The organism is Pseudomonas sp. KH_046_2, from assembly GCF_057838985.1.
In genome coordinates this window covers 2,709,300-2,726,032 of the sequence record NZ_CM174480.1, presented here as the reverse complement: position 1 = coordinate 2,726,032, position 16,733 = coordinate 2,709,300, and the positions used below count along the sequence as shown (strand labels likewise).

At 60.3% G+C, this 16,733-nt stretch carries 15 protein-coding genes; 8 read left to right on the top strand and 7 right to left on the bottom strand.

The annotated features are described in order from the left end of the window. Positions 1 to 42: 42 nt before the first annotated feature. Both AC3IX1_RS12400 and AC3IX1_RS12395 read right to left on the bottom strand, forming a co-directional pair. Positions 43 to 834, bottom strand: coding sequence for an HpcH/HpaI aldolase family protein (locus tag AC3IX1_RS12400; protein ID WP_489388399.1), 792 nt, complete (start codon positions 832 to 834; stop codon positions 43 to 45). Positions 835 to 1,195: 361 nt separating this feature from the next. Then, on the bottom strand, positions 1,196 to 2,476 hold the full coding sequence (locus AC3IX1_RS12395) for a serine/threonine transporter (RefSeq protein ID WP_489388398.1): 1,281 nt from the start codon (positions 2,474 to 2,476) through the stop codon (positions 1,196 to 1,198). Positions 2,477 to 2,853: 377 nt separating this feature from the next. Here AC3IX1_RS12395 and AC3IX1_RS12390 point away from each other — a divergent pair, with 377 nt between their 5' ends. The 5 genes from AC3IX1_RS12390 (at position 2,854) to AC3IX1_RS12370 (ending at position 6,877) form a co-directional block, all read left to right on the top strand. Beyond that, the gene (locus AC3IX1_RS12390) at positions 2,854 to 3,237 is read left to right on the top strand and encodes a tautomerase family protein (protein WP_489388397.1); all 384 of its coding nucleotides are present in this window, start codon (positions 2,854 to 2,856) and stop codon (positions 3,235 to 3,237) included. A 28-nt stretch (positions 3,238 to 3,265) separates the two neighbouring features. Continuing rightward, positions 3,266 to 3,904, top strand: a complete 639-nt coding sequence (locus AC3IX1_RS12385; RefSeq protein ID WP_489388396.1) for a TetR/AcrR family transcriptional regulator — start codon at positions 3,266 to 3,268, stop codon at positions 3,902 to 3,904. Next, positions 3,895 to 4,860: a 2-hydroxyacid dehydrogenase gene (locus tag AC3IX1_RS12380; RefSeq protein WP_489388395.1), complete on the top strand. Its 966-nt coding sequence runs from the start codon at positions 3,895 to 3,897 to the stop codon at positions 4,858 to 4,860. The genes AC3IX1_RS12385 and AC3IX1_RS12380 overlap by 10 nt, the downstream gene beginning before the upstream one ends. Positions 4,861 to 5,004: 144 nt before the next feature. Next, complete coding sequence (locus AC3IX1_RS12375; protein WP_489388394.1) at positions 5,005 to 6,072, top strand: phosphotransferase family protein; 1,068 nt, start codon at positions 5,005 to 5,007, stop codon at positions 6,070 to 6,072. Between the two features lie 37 nt (positions 6,073 to 6,109). Then, on the top strand, positions 6,110 to 6,877 hold the full coding sequence (locus tag AC3IX1_RS12370; RefSeq protein WP_489388393.1) for an SDR family oxidoreductase: 768 nt from the start codon (positions 6,110 to 6,112) through the stop codon (positions 6,875 to 6,877). Positions 6,878 to 6,938: 61 nt separating this feature from the next. Here the strand turns inward: AC3IX1_RS12370 and AC3IX1_RS12365 are convergent, their stop codons facing one another. From AC3IX1_RS12365 to AC3IX1_RS12350, 4 genes are all read right to left on the bottom strand, one after another. Beyond that, complete coding sequence (locus AC3IX1_RS12365) at positions 6,939 to 7,160, bottom strand: hypothetical protein (RefSeq protein WP_489388392.1); 222 nt, start codon at positions 7,158 to 7,160, stop codon at positions 6,939 to 6,941. 236 nt (positions 7,161 to 7,396) lie between these two features. After that, on the bottom strand, positions 7,397 to 8,038 hold the full coding sequence (locus AC3IX1_RS12360) for a helix-turn-helix transcriptional regulator (protein WP_489388391.1): 642 nt from the start codon (positions 8,036 to 8,038) through the stop codon (positions 7,397 to 7,399). Between the two features lie 221 nt (positions 8,039 to 8,259). Then, entirely contained in the window at positions 8,260 to 9,543 is a 1,284-nt protein-coding gene (locus tag AC3IX1_RS12355) for a Zn-dependent hydrolase (RefSeq protein ID WP_489388390.1), read from the bottom strand. Positions 9,544 to 9,691: 148 nt separating this feature from the next. Further along, a complete protein-coding gene (locus tag AC3IX1_RS12350) occupies positions 9,692 to 11,176 on the bottom strand; it encodes an NCS1 family nucleobase:cation symporter-1 (protein WP_489388389.1) in 1,485 nt (494 codons plus the stop codon). Positions 11,177 to 11,716: 540 nt separating this feature from the next. Between AC3IX1_RS12350 and hydA the strand changes: the two genes are divergently transcribed. The 3 genes from hydA (at position 11,717) to preA (ending at position 15,961) form a co-directional block, all read left to right on the top strand. After that, on the top strand, positions 11,717 to 13,156 hold the full coding sequence (hydA, locus tag AC3IX1_RS12345) for a dihydropyrimidinase (RefSeq protein WP_489388388.1): 1,440 nt from the start codon (positions 11,717 to 11,719) through the stop codon (positions 13,154 to 13,156). Between the two features lie 162 nt (positions 13,157 to 13,318). Beyond that, positions 13,319 to 14,686: an NAD(P)-dependent oxidoreductase gene (locus AC3IX1_RS12340; RefSeq protein WP_489388387.1), complete on the top strand. Its 1,368-nt coding sequence runs from the start codon at positions 13,319 to 13,321 to the stop codon at positions 14,684 to 14,686. Further along, complete coding sequence (gene preA / locus AC3IX1_RS12335) at positions 14,687 to 15,961, top strand: NAD-dependent dihydropyrimidine dehydrogenase subunit PreA (protein WP_102672357.1); 1,275 nt, start codon at positions 14,687 to 14,689, stop codon at positions 15,959 to 15,961. It begins immediately after the preceding gene. Between the two features lie 142 nt (positions 15,962 to 16,103). Here preA and AC3IX1_RS12330 read toward each other — a convergent pair whose 3' ends face one another. Further along, positions 16,104 to 16,724 carry a TetR/AcrR family transcriptional regulator gene (locus tag AC3IX1_RS12330; RefSeq protein ID WP_008017494.1) on the bottom strand — a complete coding sequence of 207 codons (621 nt, stop codon included), beginning with the start codon at positions 16,722 to 16,724 and terminating at the stop codon, positions 16,104 to 16,106. Positions 16,725 to 16,733: the final 9 nt, after the last annotated feature.

The window sequence follows — 16,733 nt, the reverse complement described above, 5'->3', positions numbered from 1 at the left end:
AATCGAGCTATTGATCGAAGTTTCTCGATGATCAGGCGAGTATTATTTTTTTAGATCAAGTGCGTCCAAGGCGTCCATCGCGCCCTTGGTCAGCCATCCAACATCAGAGTGCAGTGCGATGAAGGTCACACCTTTCTCCCGGTATTGGCGTGCCTCTTCCACCGACGTTGCAAAGATGCCTACGGCCTTGGAGTGCATGCGTGCCCCCATCAACACCTTCTCGACTGCGGCCTTGACCTCGTCATGCCTGGTTTGCCCCAGTAGCCCCATGCTTGCCGACAAATCGGCCGTGCCGATGAACAGACAGTCGACGCCCTCGACTTGAGCGATAGCGTCGACGTTCTCCACCCCTTCCACTGACTCAATCAGGACAATGGCGCACGCCTGGTTGTTTGCGGATTTGACATAGTGACTGTCCACCCCATACGCCCCCGCCCTGACCATTCCAGCGACGCCTCTGACACCCCCTTCATCGTGTAGCGGGAATAACATCGATGCCACGGCGGCTCGCGCATCAGTCGCACTGTTTACATTCGGGAAGACGATGGTCTGCGCCCCACAATCCATGGCGCGCTTGACCAGGGACGGATCGTTGGCGGTGACTCGCACGGCACCGGCCGCTCTTGCCCCGTTAAAGGCGGCCGCGTCAATGGCTCTCAGTTGAGCCGCAAGATCCTGGGTATCGCTGGGGCCGTGCTCAGCGTCAATGACCACCCAATCAAAACCGCAATGGGCAATCAGTTCGGCGACGGCAGGGCTTGCGAGCGTTAGCCAGCAACCTACGGTCGGTGTAGCGCTTTTTAAACTCTGCTTGATTGGATTTACGAGGTGCACGGCAGGCCTCCTGACATTGTGATGCGGCGCTAACAGATGGTTCATATTAGGCAGATGCCAGGGGTATTTTTTGCGCATTTTCATTATCAGGAATGACGCGTAGCAGAACATTCATTCCGTTTTTTTCGTCTCCTCAAAATCTTCATGCTGATATCAGAAAATGTTGGTGTGATGTACGCCGACTGGATCGTCCGCTGATACGCGCCAAGAGGCTTTCAATTCCCCGACACGCCAAAACCAATGAGTTGAATTGAACGTTGTATCGGGCATAAAAAAACGCCGCTCCTGGTCGCAAGAGCGGCGTTTTTTTTATGGGAGGGACCCGGCTCGCGAAAGCCTGTTCATTGCCCCACAGGGAAACTCAGCCCAGTAACGAGTAGACCAGCGCCGAAATGGCCACCAGGCCCACCGCCGCCACGAAGACGTTGGATGCCTGACCGCGATAGCGTGCCATCGCCGGCACCTTGCGGATGGCGTACATCGGCATCAGGAACAGGATCGCCGCGATCACCGGGCCACCGAGGGTTTCGATCATGCCGAGAATGCTCGGGTTCAACGTGGCGACGATCCAGCACACCACCAGCATGAACGCGGCGGTCATGCGGTCCAGAGCCTTGGCGGACGGACGCTTGCCGCTCTTGACGATCAGGCCCTTGAGACCTTCGCTGGCGCCGATGTAGTGCCCCAGGAACGACTTGGAAATGGCCACGAAGGCAATCAACGGCGCCGCAAAGGCGATGGTCGGATTGCTGAAGTGATTGGCCAGGTACGACAGGATCGACAGGTTCTGCGCCTTGGCTTCAGCCAGTTGCGCTGGCGACAGGGTCAGCACGCAACTGAAGACGAAGAACAGCACCATCACCACCATCAGCAGGTGGGCGCGGGACAGGATCTGCGAGCTGCGCTCCTCGGCGTGCTCACCGTAGCGACGTTTCTGGTCCACGGCGAACGCCGAGATGATCGGCGAGTGGTTGAAAGAGAACACCATTACCGGAATCGCCAGCCACAGGGTATGCAGCAGCGCCGACGGCGCCGGCACGCTGCTCGCGGTGGCGAGGATGCCGCCATTCCAGTGGGGAACCAGGTACACCGCCAGGAACAGCAGCGCGACGATGAACGGATAGACCATCAGGCTCATGGCCTTGACGATCAATTGCTCACCGCAACGCACCACCGCCAGCAGGCCGAGGATCAGCACCAGCGACAATACGGCGCGCGGCGGCGGCGTGATGTGCAGTTGATGTTCCATGAAGCTGCCAACCGTGTTGGTCAGGGCCACGCTATAGATCAGCAGGATCGGGAAAATCGCGAAGAAGTACAGCAAGGTGATCAGCGCGCCGGCCTTGATGCCGAAATGCTCTTCCACCACTTCAGTGATGTCGGCGCCTTCGCGACCCGACAGCACGAAACGCGTCAGCCCGCGGTGTGCGTAGAACGTCATCGGAAACGCCAGCAACGCCAGGATCAGCAGCGGCCAGAAACCGCCCAGGCCTGCGTTGATCGGCAAAAACAGGGTTCCTGCACCAATCGCCGTGCCAAACAGGCCCAGCATCCAGGTGGTGTCCTGGCGATTCCAGCTCGAAAGCGTCGCGGGTGTCGCTTCTACATAGCGTTCGTTGACGCTATTGGCCTGATCATTCATCCGGTGGGATCTCCACATTCCGGTCACTTGCCACCCGGCCAGGACGCGTCGGAATACCCGACAGGCGGCGCCCGGCCGAAACAGGGGCGCGATTCTGGAGGATTAGTGAACAGAAGCAAAGACTTAGGTGAGGAACGGTGGTACCAATCGAGCGAAAATGAACGACACACAACCTGTGGGAGCGGGCTTGCCCGCGAAGGCGGCGGCACATTCAGCGTTGAGGTGACTGACACACCGCTTTCGCGGGCAAGCCCGCTCCCACAGGGATTTGTGCGGCTTTCAGATCCTGCGCTTCATCGCAAGATGGCGTTTGCCACTTGATAAAGGTCAAACGTCATGTATTTTTAACCAACCCGCATTCCTTCTGGAGTCTTCCCATGCCACTGGTTCGCGTCGACATCAAAAAACACCGGGACCCCACCCACGCCAAGCGCATCGGGCAACTGATCTATGCCGCCATGCACAGCACCATCGGCGTGCCGGAGAACGATAATTTCCAGATCCTCGCCGAACACGACGAACAGCATTTCATCTTTGATCCCGAGTATCTGGGCATCAACCGCACCGATAACCTGGTCGTCATCCAGATCACCCTCAACGAAGGGCGAACCCTGGAGCAGAAAAAACTCCTCTACAAAACCATCGCCGAAAGCCTTAACGCAGAGATGGCGGTGCGCCTGGAGGACGTTTTCATTAATCTGGTGGAAGTGAAAAAAGAGAACTGGTCGTTCGGCAACGGGATTGCCCAATACGCCCTTTGATATTCAACCTGCAAACCGAGAATGCCCCATGCCCCGAGTTTCCCGCAAACAAGCCGACCTCAACCGCGAGACCATAGTCGATGCCGCCACACGGCTGTTTCGCGAACGCGGCTTGCACGGGATCAGTGTGGTCGATGTGATGGCCGCTGCGGGCCTGACCCACGGCGGTTTCTACGGGCACTTCGAATCCAGGGAAGCCCTGGCGCAAGAGGCCAGCGGCCGGGCTTTCGAGCAGGCCGCGCAACGCTGGCTGGGGCGGGTGGCCGAGCATGACAGCAAGGGCGCCGCCCGCCGTGCCGTGGTCGAAACCTACCTGTCCAGCGAAAGCCGGGACAATCCGGGCGACAGCTGCCCGGTGGTGGCCTTTGCCGGGGACATGTGCCATGTGGCCGCCGAGAGCGGATTGCGCCAAACCTATATGAAGGGCCTGAACAACCTGCTTGATTCCCTCGGCTCATTGCTGGACGCAGAGGACGAAGCCGGCAAGCGGCAGCAGGCGCTGGTGCAGTATTCGCTGATGTTCGGTGCGCTGATGTTGTCCCGGGCCACCCGTGGCGATCCGCTGTCGGATGAAATTCTCGAGGCTGCCCGGGCCGTCCTCATGCCGTCGAAACAAAGCGACGTTCGAATCGAATTTTCGATGCCAGGGAGCCAAGCATGCCTGTAACCGTTCTGGTACTGGTTGAAACCATCAATGATTACCTGCCTATCCTCGAACATCAGGGTTTTCACCTGATTCTGGCCCCGACGCCCGCCGAGCGCGCCGAAGCCATTGCCAGGCACGCAGGGCAGATCGACGCCGTCCTTACCCGTGGCCCACTGGGGTTGTATGCCGATGAAATCGCCGCACTGCCAAACCTCAAGATCATCTGCGTGATCGGCGCCGGCTATGAACACGTCGATCTGCAGGCCGCCGCCAACCGGGGCATCACCGTCACCAATGGTGCCGGGGTCAACGCCTCGTCCGTCGCCGACCATGCCATGGCGCTGCTACTGTCACTGGTGCGCGACGTGCCACGCTGTGATGCCGCGGTGCGGCGCGGCGAGTGGCCGAAAATCATGCGCCCTTCCCTCTCCGGCAAACGCCTGGGCATCCTCGGCCTCGGCGCGGTCGGCATGGCCATCGCCAAACGCGCCAGCGCCGGTTTCGACATGAGCATTTGCTACCACAACCGCCAGCATCGCAGCGAAGTGCCCTACACCTACTGTTCGACCCCGACCGAACTGGCGCGCACCTCGGACTTCCTGATCGTCGCCACGCCCGGCGGCCTGGGCACCAAGCACCTGATCAATCGTCAGGTGCTCGACGCATTGGGCTCCAAGGGCTTTATCGTCAACATCGCCCGGGCCAGCGTGATTGCCACCGCTGACCTGATCAGCGCCCTGGAGCAACGCCGGATCGCCGGTGCCGCACTGGATGTGTTCGACGCCGAACCAAAGGTGCCGAATGCACTCAAGACCTTGAGCAACGTGATCCTCACGCCCCATGTCGCCGGGCTGTCCCCGGAAGCCACCCAGGGCACCGTCGAGCTGGTGGGCAAGAACCTCGTGGCGTTTTTCTCTAATCAACCGGTGCTGACGCCGATCCACCTGCCGTCGGCCGAGAGCCAGCTCGCCCATTGACGGCGATTCAAACAGCTGTATCAAAAACAATGATTGGCCGGCAACACGCTCACCTATAAGAGCCGCTCGCGGTTGTAGGTGCGCAGTGTGCGCATTAGATTAGCCAATAGTTTCAGGCCTCCAGACTAAGCAGAAGGGATAAGCATGGCGCTTAACGACCAGTCCACCCGTATCCGCACCGGCGAAGAGCTCGATGCCAGCCTGATCGATCCGTACCTCAAGGCCCATATTCCGGGGCTCAGCGGCTTGCCACGGATCAGCCAGTTTCCGGGCGGCGCTTCAAACCTCACTTACTTGCTGGAATACCCCGAACAGGAATTCGTCCTGCGTCGCCCGCCCTTTGGCCACAAGGCCAAGTCGGCCCACGACATGGGTCGTGAATTCCGCATCCTCAATCAACTGCGCGACGGTTTTCCGTACTGCCCGAAAGCCTACGTGCACTGCACCGATGAATCGGTGATCGGGGCCGAGTTCTATGTCATGGAACGGGTCAACGGCATCATCCTGCGCTCGGACCTGCCGCCGGAGCTGGGCCTGGATTCGGCGAAAACCGAAGCCCTGTGCAAGAGCTTCATCGACAAGTTCGTGGAATTGCACCGCGTCGACTACAACGCCTACGGCCTGGGTGACCTCGGCAAACCCGAAGGTTACGTGGCGCGGCAGATCAAAGGCTGGAGCGATCGCTACGAAAAAGCCCTGACCCCTGACGCACCGCAATGGGCAACGGTCAAAGCCTGGCTCAACGACAAGATGCCGGCCGACCACCCGACCTCCAGCATCGTGCACAACGACTACCGCTTCGACAACGTGATCCTCGACCCGAACAACCCGATGCAGATCATCGGCGTGCTCGACTGGGAACTGACCACCCTCGGCGACCCGCTGATGGACCTGGGCAATACCCTCGCCTACTGGATCGAAGCCGATGATCCGGCGCCGGTGCAGATGATGCGCCGCCAGCCGAGCCACGCGCCGGGCATGCTCACCCGCCGCGAGTTCGTCGATTACTACGCCGAACGCTCGGGCATCCGCATCGACAATTTCGACTTCTACTACACCTACGGTCTGTTCCGCCTGGCCGGCATCGTGCAGCAGATCTACTACCGCTTCTACCATGGCCAGACCCAGGACAAACGCTTCGCGCAGTTCATTCACATGAACAAGCTGCTGGAGCAGATGAGCTTGCAGGTCATTTCGAAATCCAGCCTCTGATCAGCTTCATCACAAGGCTTCATTACAAGGGAATCCCATGTCCAAGACTCAGTTGTTCGACCTCGACGGCAAGATCGCTTTCGTTTCCGGCGCCAGCCGTGGCATCGGTGAAGCCATCGCCAAACTGCTGGCCCAGCAAGGCGCCCACGTGATCGTGTCGAGCCGCAAGCTTGAAGGCTGCCAGCACGTCGCCAACGCCATCATCGCCGCCGGCGGCAAGGCCACCGCCGTTGCCTGCCATATCGGCGAAATGGAACAGATCAGCCAGGTCTTCGCCGGCATCAAGGAACAGTTCGGGCGCCTGGACATCCTGGTCAACAACGCCGCGACCAACCCGCAGTTCTGCAACGTGCTGGACACCGACCTCAGCGCTTTCCAGAAAACCGTCGACGTGAACATCCGCGGCTACTTCTTCATGTCGGTCGAAGCCGGCAAGCTGATGCGCGAAAACGGCGGCGGCAGCATCATCAACGTGGCGTCGATCAACGGCGTTTCGCCGGGCATATTCCAGGGCATCTACTCGGTGACCAAGGCGGCGGTGATCAACATGACCAAAGTCTTCGCCAAGGAGTGCGCGCAGTTCGGGATTCGCTGCAACGCCTTGCTGCCGGGCCTGACCGACACCAAGTTCGCCTCGGCACTGGTGAAAAACGAAGCCATCCTGAACACCGCGCTGCAACAGATTCCGCTCAAGCGCGTGGCTGACCCGAGCGAAATGGCCGGCGCAGTGTTGTACCTGGCCAGCGATGCCTCCAGCTACACCACCGGCGTTTCGCTGAATGTGGATGGCGGGTTCCTGTCCTGATCGTCTGAACAGCACAAATCCCTGTGGGAGCGAGCCTGCTCCCACAGAGTGAAACCCGGATTTACTGCGTGACGCAGCGAGTCGTGGTGGTGACTCGGGTCACCTGCCCGTCATCGCCCCGCACATCGCCCAGGACATCGGTTTTATCCATGGCCTGACAGGTGCGCTCAGGTGGGGGTGGAGTGACTGCTGGAGGTGGCGGCGGACTGGCACAGCCGCCGAGAATCGCCACGCACAATGCCAGCGACAAGGGTGAGATAACGCGTTTCCCAAGAGTTTTCATAGGTTGACCCGCGATAAGTGATCGACACATTTTTGTGACAACAAAACCGACGCGCAAAATCCATGCACCTGTCAAAAAAATAAATATCTGCGAATCACTTATAGCCCAACCCGCGGCCAACACCCGTAAAAGCTGACAGTTCTTACATCACCGGATCCGGGTGTCACAGGGAGTTGCTTTGCAGTTCGTAACGCAGATCTTCGATCAATGCGGCGACCGCATAGTGCGTTTGTACCTTAACCCTGCCCCTTCGACCGGGATTCACCAGCGAACAGTCCCCGCTCCCGCGCCCAGACAATCGCCTCGCTGCGGCTGTGCAAATCGAGCTTGGAATACACCGTCGCCACATGGTTGCGCACTGTGTTCGGCGCCAGTTTCAGGCGCGCGGCGATTTCCTTGTCGGCCAGGCCTTCGCAGATCAGGCCCAGTACATCGCGCTCACGGGCGGTCAATTGCCCGGTACTGGCCCGGTCGGTGACATCGTCCATGATCAACACCAGCGATTGCGGCTTGCCACGACTGTCAGCCAATACCAGGCTGCGCACGCGATGGACCCAGGTGCGCTCTTTGTCCCTCGCCGATGTCACCTCCACCAGCACATCGCTGAACGTCTCGCCACGGGCCACTCGATTGATCGGGTAGCTGTCGGCCGGCACGAGGTGATTGTTGCGATAACGCAGGGCGAAGCGTTTGACATAGGCCTTGGCGTTGCTGCCCAGATCGCTAATGTGCGCTACGCCGTGCATGGCCAGCGCGGTATCATTGGCCCACAGGATGCTCTGGTCGGGGTCCAGCAGAATCACTCCGTCGGACAGGCCGGCGATGATCTGCTGCAACTGGCGGCGATTGGTTTCCGTGGTCAGGACGTCATGGCTCATTACGTCTCCATAAGTATGGTGACCCTGTGAAGAGTACGACCGCTGGAGTTTTGGTTAGTGCAACGAGCCTTGTGGGATCTCCATCATTTTCTGTCAGCGAAAAGCTTGAGTTGATCTGCGAGGCCCGCAGGTGGACCAAGTGTTTGAGGGATTCAACAGGATGACGATTGAAGATTGCGCGTTGTGACGTACGCTGAAAATTCCAGCGCACGTCACTCGGCTCAGGCCGCCAGTTCGCCCTTCGCCACCGCCGCCGAAGCCGCCAGCATCGCCCGCAACAGCACCGCACACCCGGCCGCCAGGTCATCCGGCGCGGCGTTTTCGATTTCGTTGTGGCTGATGCCGCCTTCGCAGGGTACGAAGATCATCCCGGCCGGGCCGAGTTCGGCGAGGAAGATCGCGTCGTGCCCAGCTCCGCTGACGATGTCCATGTGCGACAGGCCCAGGGCTTGGGCGGCGCCGCGCACGGCTTCGACACAGCCTTTGTCGAAATACAGCGGCGGGAAGTCGGCCGTTGGCGTGAGTTCGAAGGTCAGGCCGTGTTCGTCGCAGGTGGTTTCGATGACTTCGCGCACTTCGGCGATCATCGAGTCCAGGCGCGCCGGTTCCAGATGGCGGAAGTCCAGGGTCATGCGCACTTCGCCGGGGATGACGTTGCGCGAGCCGGGATAGGCTTGCAGGCAACCGACGGTGCCGCAGGCATGGGGTTGATGGCTGAGGGCAGCGCGGTTGAGCGCACCGACGATCACCGCGGCGCCGACCAGGGCGTCCTTGCGCAGGTGCATCGGGGTCGGGCCGGCGTGGGCTTCGACGCCGCGCAGCTTGAGGTCAAACCACTTTTGCCCGAGGGCGCCCATGACCACGCCTATGGTCTTGCGTTCGTCTTCCAGGATCGGGCCTTGCTCGATGTGGGCTTCAAAGTAGGCACCGACTTTGTGGCCGCTGACTTTGCGTGGGCCGGCGTAGCCAATTGCATTCAGTGCTTCACCCACGGTCACGCCATCGGCATCGACCTTGGCCAGGGTTTCCTCGAGGGTGAATTTTTCCGCGAACACGCCGGAACCCATCATGCACGGGGCGAAGCGCGAGCCTTCTTCGTTGGTCCAGACCACCACTTCCAGCGGCGCTTCGGTTTCGATGTTCAGGTCATTGAGGGTGCGCAACACTTCGACGCCAGCCAACACACCGAAACAACCATCAAACTTGCCGCCAGTGGGCTGGGTGTCGATGTGGCTGCCGGTCATCACCGGTGGCAGGTCGGGATTGCGCCCGGGGCGGCGGGCGAAGATGTTGCCGACGGCGTCGATGCTGACAGTGCAGCTGGCCTCCTCGCACCATTTGACGAAGATGTCCCGGGCCTGGCGGTCGAGGTCGGTCAGGGCCAGGCGACACACGCCGCCCTTGACCGTGGCGCCGAGCCTGGCCAGCTCCATGAGCGATTGCCACAGGCGGTCGCGGTTGATGTGCTGATGGCTGGACTGCAGAACGTCTACGGCCGCGTTCATGATGATCTCCTCAGGCTGTTCTTGTGTGCTTCTTCAGGCAATTTGTTGGTGAGCTTGAGGTCGCCATCGCGGGCAAGCCCGCTCCCACAGGTTTTGTGAACACCCGAGAACCCTGTGGGAGCGGGCTTGCCCGCGATGAGGCCCTCCCTTACACCGCAGTTTTAGCGATTGACGGGCTAGGCCGCATCACACTCAACCCGTAATAAATAACCCCACCCAGCGCCGAGCCGGTGAACCAGCCATAGCTGTAGAACCAGCTGAACGCATCACTGCCCAGGGACAGCAGCGTCAGCACCACCGGCACGCCGAAAGCGATGAACCCGCTCCAGTTCCACGCCGGGTACACGTCATCGCGGTACAGGCCGGCAAGGTCCAGTTGCTGTTTCTTGATCAGGAAATAGTCCACCACCATGATCCCGGCAATCGGTCCCAGCAGGCTGGAATAGCCGAGCAGCCAGTTGGAATAGACGGTTTCCAGACTGACGTCCGAGACAATCAGGCCAAGTTTTTTCAGCAGTTCATGGGCCATCAGACCCAGCCCCACCAGCCCGGTCAGGATCACCGCTTTGGTACGGTTGATCGCCTTGGGCGCGATGTTCTGGAAGTCATTGGTTGGCGACACGATGTTGGCTGCGGTATTGGTCGACAGCGTGGCGATGATGATCAGCGCCATTGCCAGTGCGACCCACACCGGGCTCTGGATATGGCCGATCAGGGTCACTGGATCGGACACCGTCACCCCCACCAGTTTCACCGAGGCCGCGGTCATCACCACGCCGAGGGAGGCAAACAGGAACATGGTCAGCGGCAGGCCGATGATCTGCCCGACAATCTGATCCTTCTGGCTTTTTGCGTAGCGACTGAAGTCCGGAATGTTCAGTGACAGCGTGGCCCAAAAGCCGACCATCGCCGTCAGCCCGGCGGCGAAGTAGCTGGCCACGCCGGCGCCTTCGGGACGCTTGGCCGGAATTGCCAGCAATTCGGTCATCGACACGTTGGGCATGGCCCAGACCAGCAGGCCAACGCCCACCAGCACCAACAGCGGAGCCGACAGGGTTTCCAGCCATTTGATCGACTCGGCGCCGCGTATCACCACCCACAGGTTCAGCGCCCAGAACACCATGAAGCCGATGACCTCGCCGGTGCCGCCCAGGGATTTCCAGCCCTCGAACACCGAGCCGAGAAACAGGTGAATCGCCAGCCCGCCGAACATGGTCTGAATGCCGAACCAGCCGCACGCCACCAGGGCGCGGATCAGGCACGGAATGTTGGAGCCGAGCACGCCGAAGGACGAGCGCAGCAATACCGGAAAGGGAATCCCGTACTTGGTGCCGGGAAAGGCGTTAAGTGTCAGGGGAATCAGCACGATGATGTTGGCTAACAGAATCGCCAGCAGCGCTTCGCCGACGGTCAGGCCGAAGTACGCGGTCAGCACCCCACCGAGGGTGTAGGTCGGCACGCAGATTGCCATGCCCACCCACAATGCGGTGATGTGCCATTTGTTCCAGGTGCGTTCGCGCACCTTGGTCGGTGCAATGTCGTGGTTGTAACGGGGACTGTCGAGGACATCGCTGCCGGCTTCGAGCTCGAACAAGCCGTCGCGCTCGGTCACTTGCGATCTGATCTGTTGCATGGCCGCTCCACTGTTCTTTTGATTATTGTTGCTCATCAGGGGCTGGCGGCATCAATAAACGTGCCGTGTGCCCCGATCAAGCATCGGGCAGTTCCATAAACACATTGCAACCAACTGATGTTTATCAGTTTTATTCGCTGACTCGACTATTTGTCAGGCCACTCAGGCCGAATGCCAGACAAGTTGTCGAAACAGTCAGGACTCAAACTGGTGCGTAGATCTTTTTTCAATGGCTGCGCATCAACCATAGACCATACTCAAACAGCTGATTTCACATAAGAAATCTTGACTATTTTTCGATCCTGTCAAGTGCGTCAAAATGGTGAGTAGCCTCACCATTTTGGTGATTCTTGAACTTAATCGTTAAATATCATTTAGTTAACAACAGCATTAGCTTATAAAAAATATTCTTGCCGATTCGGATAACTGCAGCTAGCGTTTAATCCTGACAGCACTGACAGGAATCAATCTGTCCGGGCTGTTTTTAAATAGAACATCTAGAACCGGCATAAACCGGTCATTGCCTGCGAGGAACTCGGAATGTCTCTGTTGATCCGTGGCGCCAACGTTATTACCCATGATGAAAGTTATCGCGCCGATGTGTATTGCGCAGACGGCGTGATCAAGGCCATCGGCGAAAACCTCGATGTTCCGGCAGAGGCCGAAGTGCTCGACGGCAGCGGCCAATATCTGATGCCCGGCGGCATCGACCCGCACACCCACATGCAACTGCCCTTCATGGGCACCGTGGCCAGCGAAGATTTCTACAGCGGCACGGCGGCGGGACTGGCCGGCGGCACCACCTCGATCATCGACTTCGTGATTCCCAATCCGCAGCAATCTTTGCTCGAAGCCTTCCACCAGTGGCGCGGCTGGGCCGAGAAGTCGGCGTCGGACTATGGTTTTCATGTCGCCATCACCTGGTGGAGCGAACAGGTCCGCGAGGAAATGGCCGAGCTGGTCAGCCAGCACGGCGTCAACAGCTTCAAGCATTTCATGGCCTACAAGAACGCGATCATGGCCGCCGATGACACCCTGGTGGCCAGTTTCGAACGCTGTCTGGAACTGGGCGCGGTGCCGACCGTTCACGCGGAAAACGGTGAACTGGTGTATCACCTGCAACGCAAGCTGATGGCCCAGGGCATCACCGGTCCGGAAGCGCATCCACTGTCGCGGCCTTCCCAGGTTGAAGGCGAAGCCGCGAGCCGAGCGATCCGCATCGCCGAAACCCTGGGCACGCCGCTGTACCTGGTCCACGTCTCGACCAAGGAAGCCCTGGACGAAATCACCTACGCCCGGGGCAAGGGCCAGCCGGTCTACGGCGAAGTGCTGGCCGGGCACCTGCTGCTGGACGACAGCGTCTACCGCCATCCGGACTGGCAGACCGCCGCCGGTTATGTAATGAGCCCGCCGTTCCGTCCTCGCGGCCATCAAGAGGCGCTCTGGCATGGCCTGCAATCGGGCAACCTGCACACCACCGCCACTGACCACTGCTGCTTCTGCGCCGAGCAAAAAGCCGCTGGCCGCGACGACTTCAGCAAGATTCCCAACGGCACCGCCGGCATCGAAGACCGCATGGCAGTGCTGTGGGATGAAGGCGTGAACACCGGTCGCTTTTCGATGCAGCAATTCGTCGCGCTGACGTCCACCAACACGGCGAAGATCTTCAATCTCTACCCACGCAAAGGCGCGATTCGTGTGGGTGCCGATGCCGACCTGGTGCTGTGGGACCCGCAAGGCACACGGACCATTTCCGCCAAGACCCACCATCAGCAGGTGGACTTCAACATCTTCGAAGGCAAGACCGTACGCGGCGTGCCCAGCCACACCATCAGCCAGGGCCGCGTGGTCTGGGCCGACGGCGACCTGCGGGCCGAGCGTGGCGCCGGGCGCTACATCGAACGGCCGGCGTATCCGGCGGTGTTTGATTTGCTGAGCAAGCGGGCCGAGTTGCACAAGCCGGTTGCTGTGAAACGCTGAAAGCGGCCTTCGGCCTATCGCGAGCAAGCTCGCTCCCACAGGGATCTCGAGTGTTCACAAAACCTGTGGGAGCGAGCTTGCTCGCGATGAGGCCCGCACAGACAACACAAAAAACAATGCCCGTTCAGAGGCAGCACCTCAAATAACCGTGAGGCCAATACCGTGATCAAGACCCTGGACCACCTCCCGCATCCCCATGAGAATGCGGCCACCCTCGCCGGCCACTTCACCGACCTGGCGCCGCCGCTCAACGAGCGCCAGGCAAACCTGGAAGCCTCGCGCTGCCTGTATTGCTACGACGCGCCCTGCGTGAATGCCTGTCCGAGCGAGATCGACATCCCTTCGTTCATCCGCAACATTGCGCAGGACAACGTGCAAGGCGCCGCGCAGAAAATCCTCTCGGCCAACATCCTCGGCGGCAGTTGCGCCCGGGTGTGCCCGACGGAGATTCTTTGCCAGCAAGCCTGCGTGCGCAACAACGCTCACGAATGTGCGCCGGTCATGATCGGCCTGTTGCAACGCTACGCCGTGGACAATGCGCACTTCAGCACTCACCCCTTCCAGCGTGCTGCCAGCACCGGCAAACGCATCGCCGTGGTCGGCGCCGGCCCGGCCGGGTTGTCTTGTGCTCACCGCAGCGCCATGCACGGGCATGACGTGGTGATCTTCGAGGCGCGGGAAAAAGCTGGTGGCCTCAACGAATACGGGATCGCCAAATACAAACTGGTGGATGACTACGCGCAAAAGGAACTTGAGTTCCTGTTGCAGATTGGCGGCATCGAAATCCGCCACGGGCAGAAACTCGGGGAGAACCTGACCCTCAGCGAACTGCACCAACAGTTCGATGCGGTGTTCCTCGGCCTCGGGCTCAACGCCAGCAAGCAACTGGGCCTGGCCCACGAAGACGCGCCCGGCCTGCTCGCCGCCACCGACTACATCCGCGAACTGCGCCAGGCCGATGACCTGAGCCAGTTGCCCCTGGCCGACCACTGCATTGTCCTCGGCGCGGGCAACACCGCCATCGACATGGCGGTACAAATGGCCCGCCTCGGCGCCCACGATGTGAATCTGGTGTACCGCCGTGGCGTCGAGGACATGGGGGCCACCCATCACGAACAGGACATTGCCAAGGCCAATCAGGTGCGGCTGATGACCTGGGCACAACCCGAAGAAGTGCTGCTCGATGACCAAGGCCGCGTGCGCGGCATGCGTTTCGCCCGAACCCATCTGGTCGAAGGTCGCCTGCAAACCACCGGCGAAACCTTCGAACTGGCCGCCGATGCGATCTTCAAGGCCATCGGCCAGGCCTTCGACGGCAGCGCCCTCAGCGATCCGCTGGCCCGCGAGCTCAAGCGCCAGGGCGAACGCATCGAAGTCGATGAAAACCTGCGCACCAGCATCCCCGGCGTGTATGCCGGCGGTGACTGCACCAGCCTCGATCAAGACCTCACCGTGCAAGCCGTGCAGCATGGCAAGCGCGCCGCCGAGGCAATCAATGCTCAACTGATGCTCAATGTGGAGGCTGCGTAAATGGCCGATCTGTCGATTGTCTTCGCCGGCATCAAAGCACCCAACCCCTTCTGGCTGGCCTCCGCGCCACCGACCGACAAAGCCTACAACGTGGTCCGCGCCTTCGAGGCCGGCTGGGGTGGCGTGGTCTGGAAAACCCTGGGGGAAGACCCGGCGGCGGTGAACGTGTCGTCGCGCTATTCGGCGCACTTCGGGGCTAACCGGGAGGTACTCGGTTTTAACAACATCGAGTTGATCACCGACCGCTCGCTGGAGATCAACCTGCGGGAAATCACCCAGGTCAAAAAGGACTGGCCGGACCGCGCACTGATCGTGTCCTTGATGGTGCCCTGCGTCGAAGAATCCTGGAAACACATCCTGCCGCTGGTGGAGGCCACTGGCGCCGACGGCATCGAACTGAACTTCGGTTGCCCCCACGGCATGCCGGAACGGGGCATGGGCGCGGCGGTCGGCCAGGTGCCGGAATACGTGGAACAGGTCACCCGCTGGTGCAAGACGTATTGCTCGTTGCCGGTGATCGTCAAGCTCACGCCGAACATCACCGACATCCGCGTCGCCGCCCGCGCCGCCCACCGTGGCGGTGCCGATGCGGTGTCGTTGATCAACACCATCAACTCGATCACCAGCGTCAACCTCGAGCGCATGGTCGCCAACCCCATGGTCGGCAGCCAAAGCACCCACGGCGGTTACTGCGGCTCGGCCGTCAAGCCAATTGCCTTGAACATGGTCGCCGAAATCGCCCGCGACCCGCAGACCCAGGGCCTGCCGATCAGCGGCATTGGCGGCATCGGCAACTGGCGCGACGCCGCGGAGTTCATCGCGCTCGGCAGTGGCTCGGTGCAGGTATGCACGGCAGCGATGCTGCATGGTTTCCGGATTGTCGAAGACATGAAGGACGGTTTGTCACGCTGGATGGACAGTCAGGGCTATGCCAGCATTTCGGAGTTTTCCGGGCGCGCGGTGGGCAACACCACGGACTGGAAGTACCTGGACATCAACTACCAGGTGATCGCGAAAATCGATCAGGAGGCGTGCATCGGTTGTGGTCGTTGCCATATCGCATGTGAGGACACCTCGCACCAGGCCGTGGCCAGCCTCAAGCAAGCGGACGGCACTCACAAGTATCAGGTGATCGATGAGGAGTGCGTGGGCTGTAACCTGTGCCAGATCACCTGCCCGGTGCAGGACTGCATCGAGATGGTGCCGGTGGAGACCGGCAAGCCGTTCCTGGACTGGAATCATGATCCGAGGAATCCGTATCACGTCAGTCCTTGAGGTCAGCGACGCCTGAACTGACGCCTTCGCGAGCAGGCTCGCTCCTACATTGATCGCTGGTGTACACCGCATTTGTGTACGACAGCATTCCCTTGTAGGAGCGATCCTGCTCGCGATGAGGTCCGCCGCTACACCACAAATCTCAAGGCTCCAATCCAATCCCCCGCAAAATCACACTGGTCACCGTCTGCACCGCCTTTTCGAACTGCATGTCCGACAGCGGCTGATGGTCGTTGAGAATGTTCACCTGATGATCGAAGTCGGCGTAGTGCTGGGTCGAGGCCCAGATCATGTAGAGCAGGCTCGACGGCTCCACCGGCAGGATGCGTTTGTCGTCCACCCACTGGCGGATTTTCGCTTCCTTCATCTTGGCCCAGTCGTACAGGCTCGCATCCAGCGCTGCGCCGAGGGTCGGCGCGCCATGGATGATTTCATTGGCCCAGACTTTCGAGCCATACGGCCGGCTGCGGGAATGGTTCATCTTGGCGCGGATGTAACTGCTGAGCACCACACGCGGGTCATCGAACATCTCGAAGCACAGCGCGTCCTGCTTCCAGACTTCCAGCAAGTCGAACAGCACGGCGCTGTACAACTCGGTCTTGGTGCTGAAGTAGTAGTGCAGGTTGGAGCGCGGCAGTTGCACTTCAGCGGCGATGTCGGCCATGGCGGTGCTGCCGAAGCCCTTTTCAGCGAAGACCTTTTCCGCCCCCAGCAGGATTTTTTCGACGTTACTGCGACGAATCTCGATCTTGTGATTGCCCATGCGGATCCC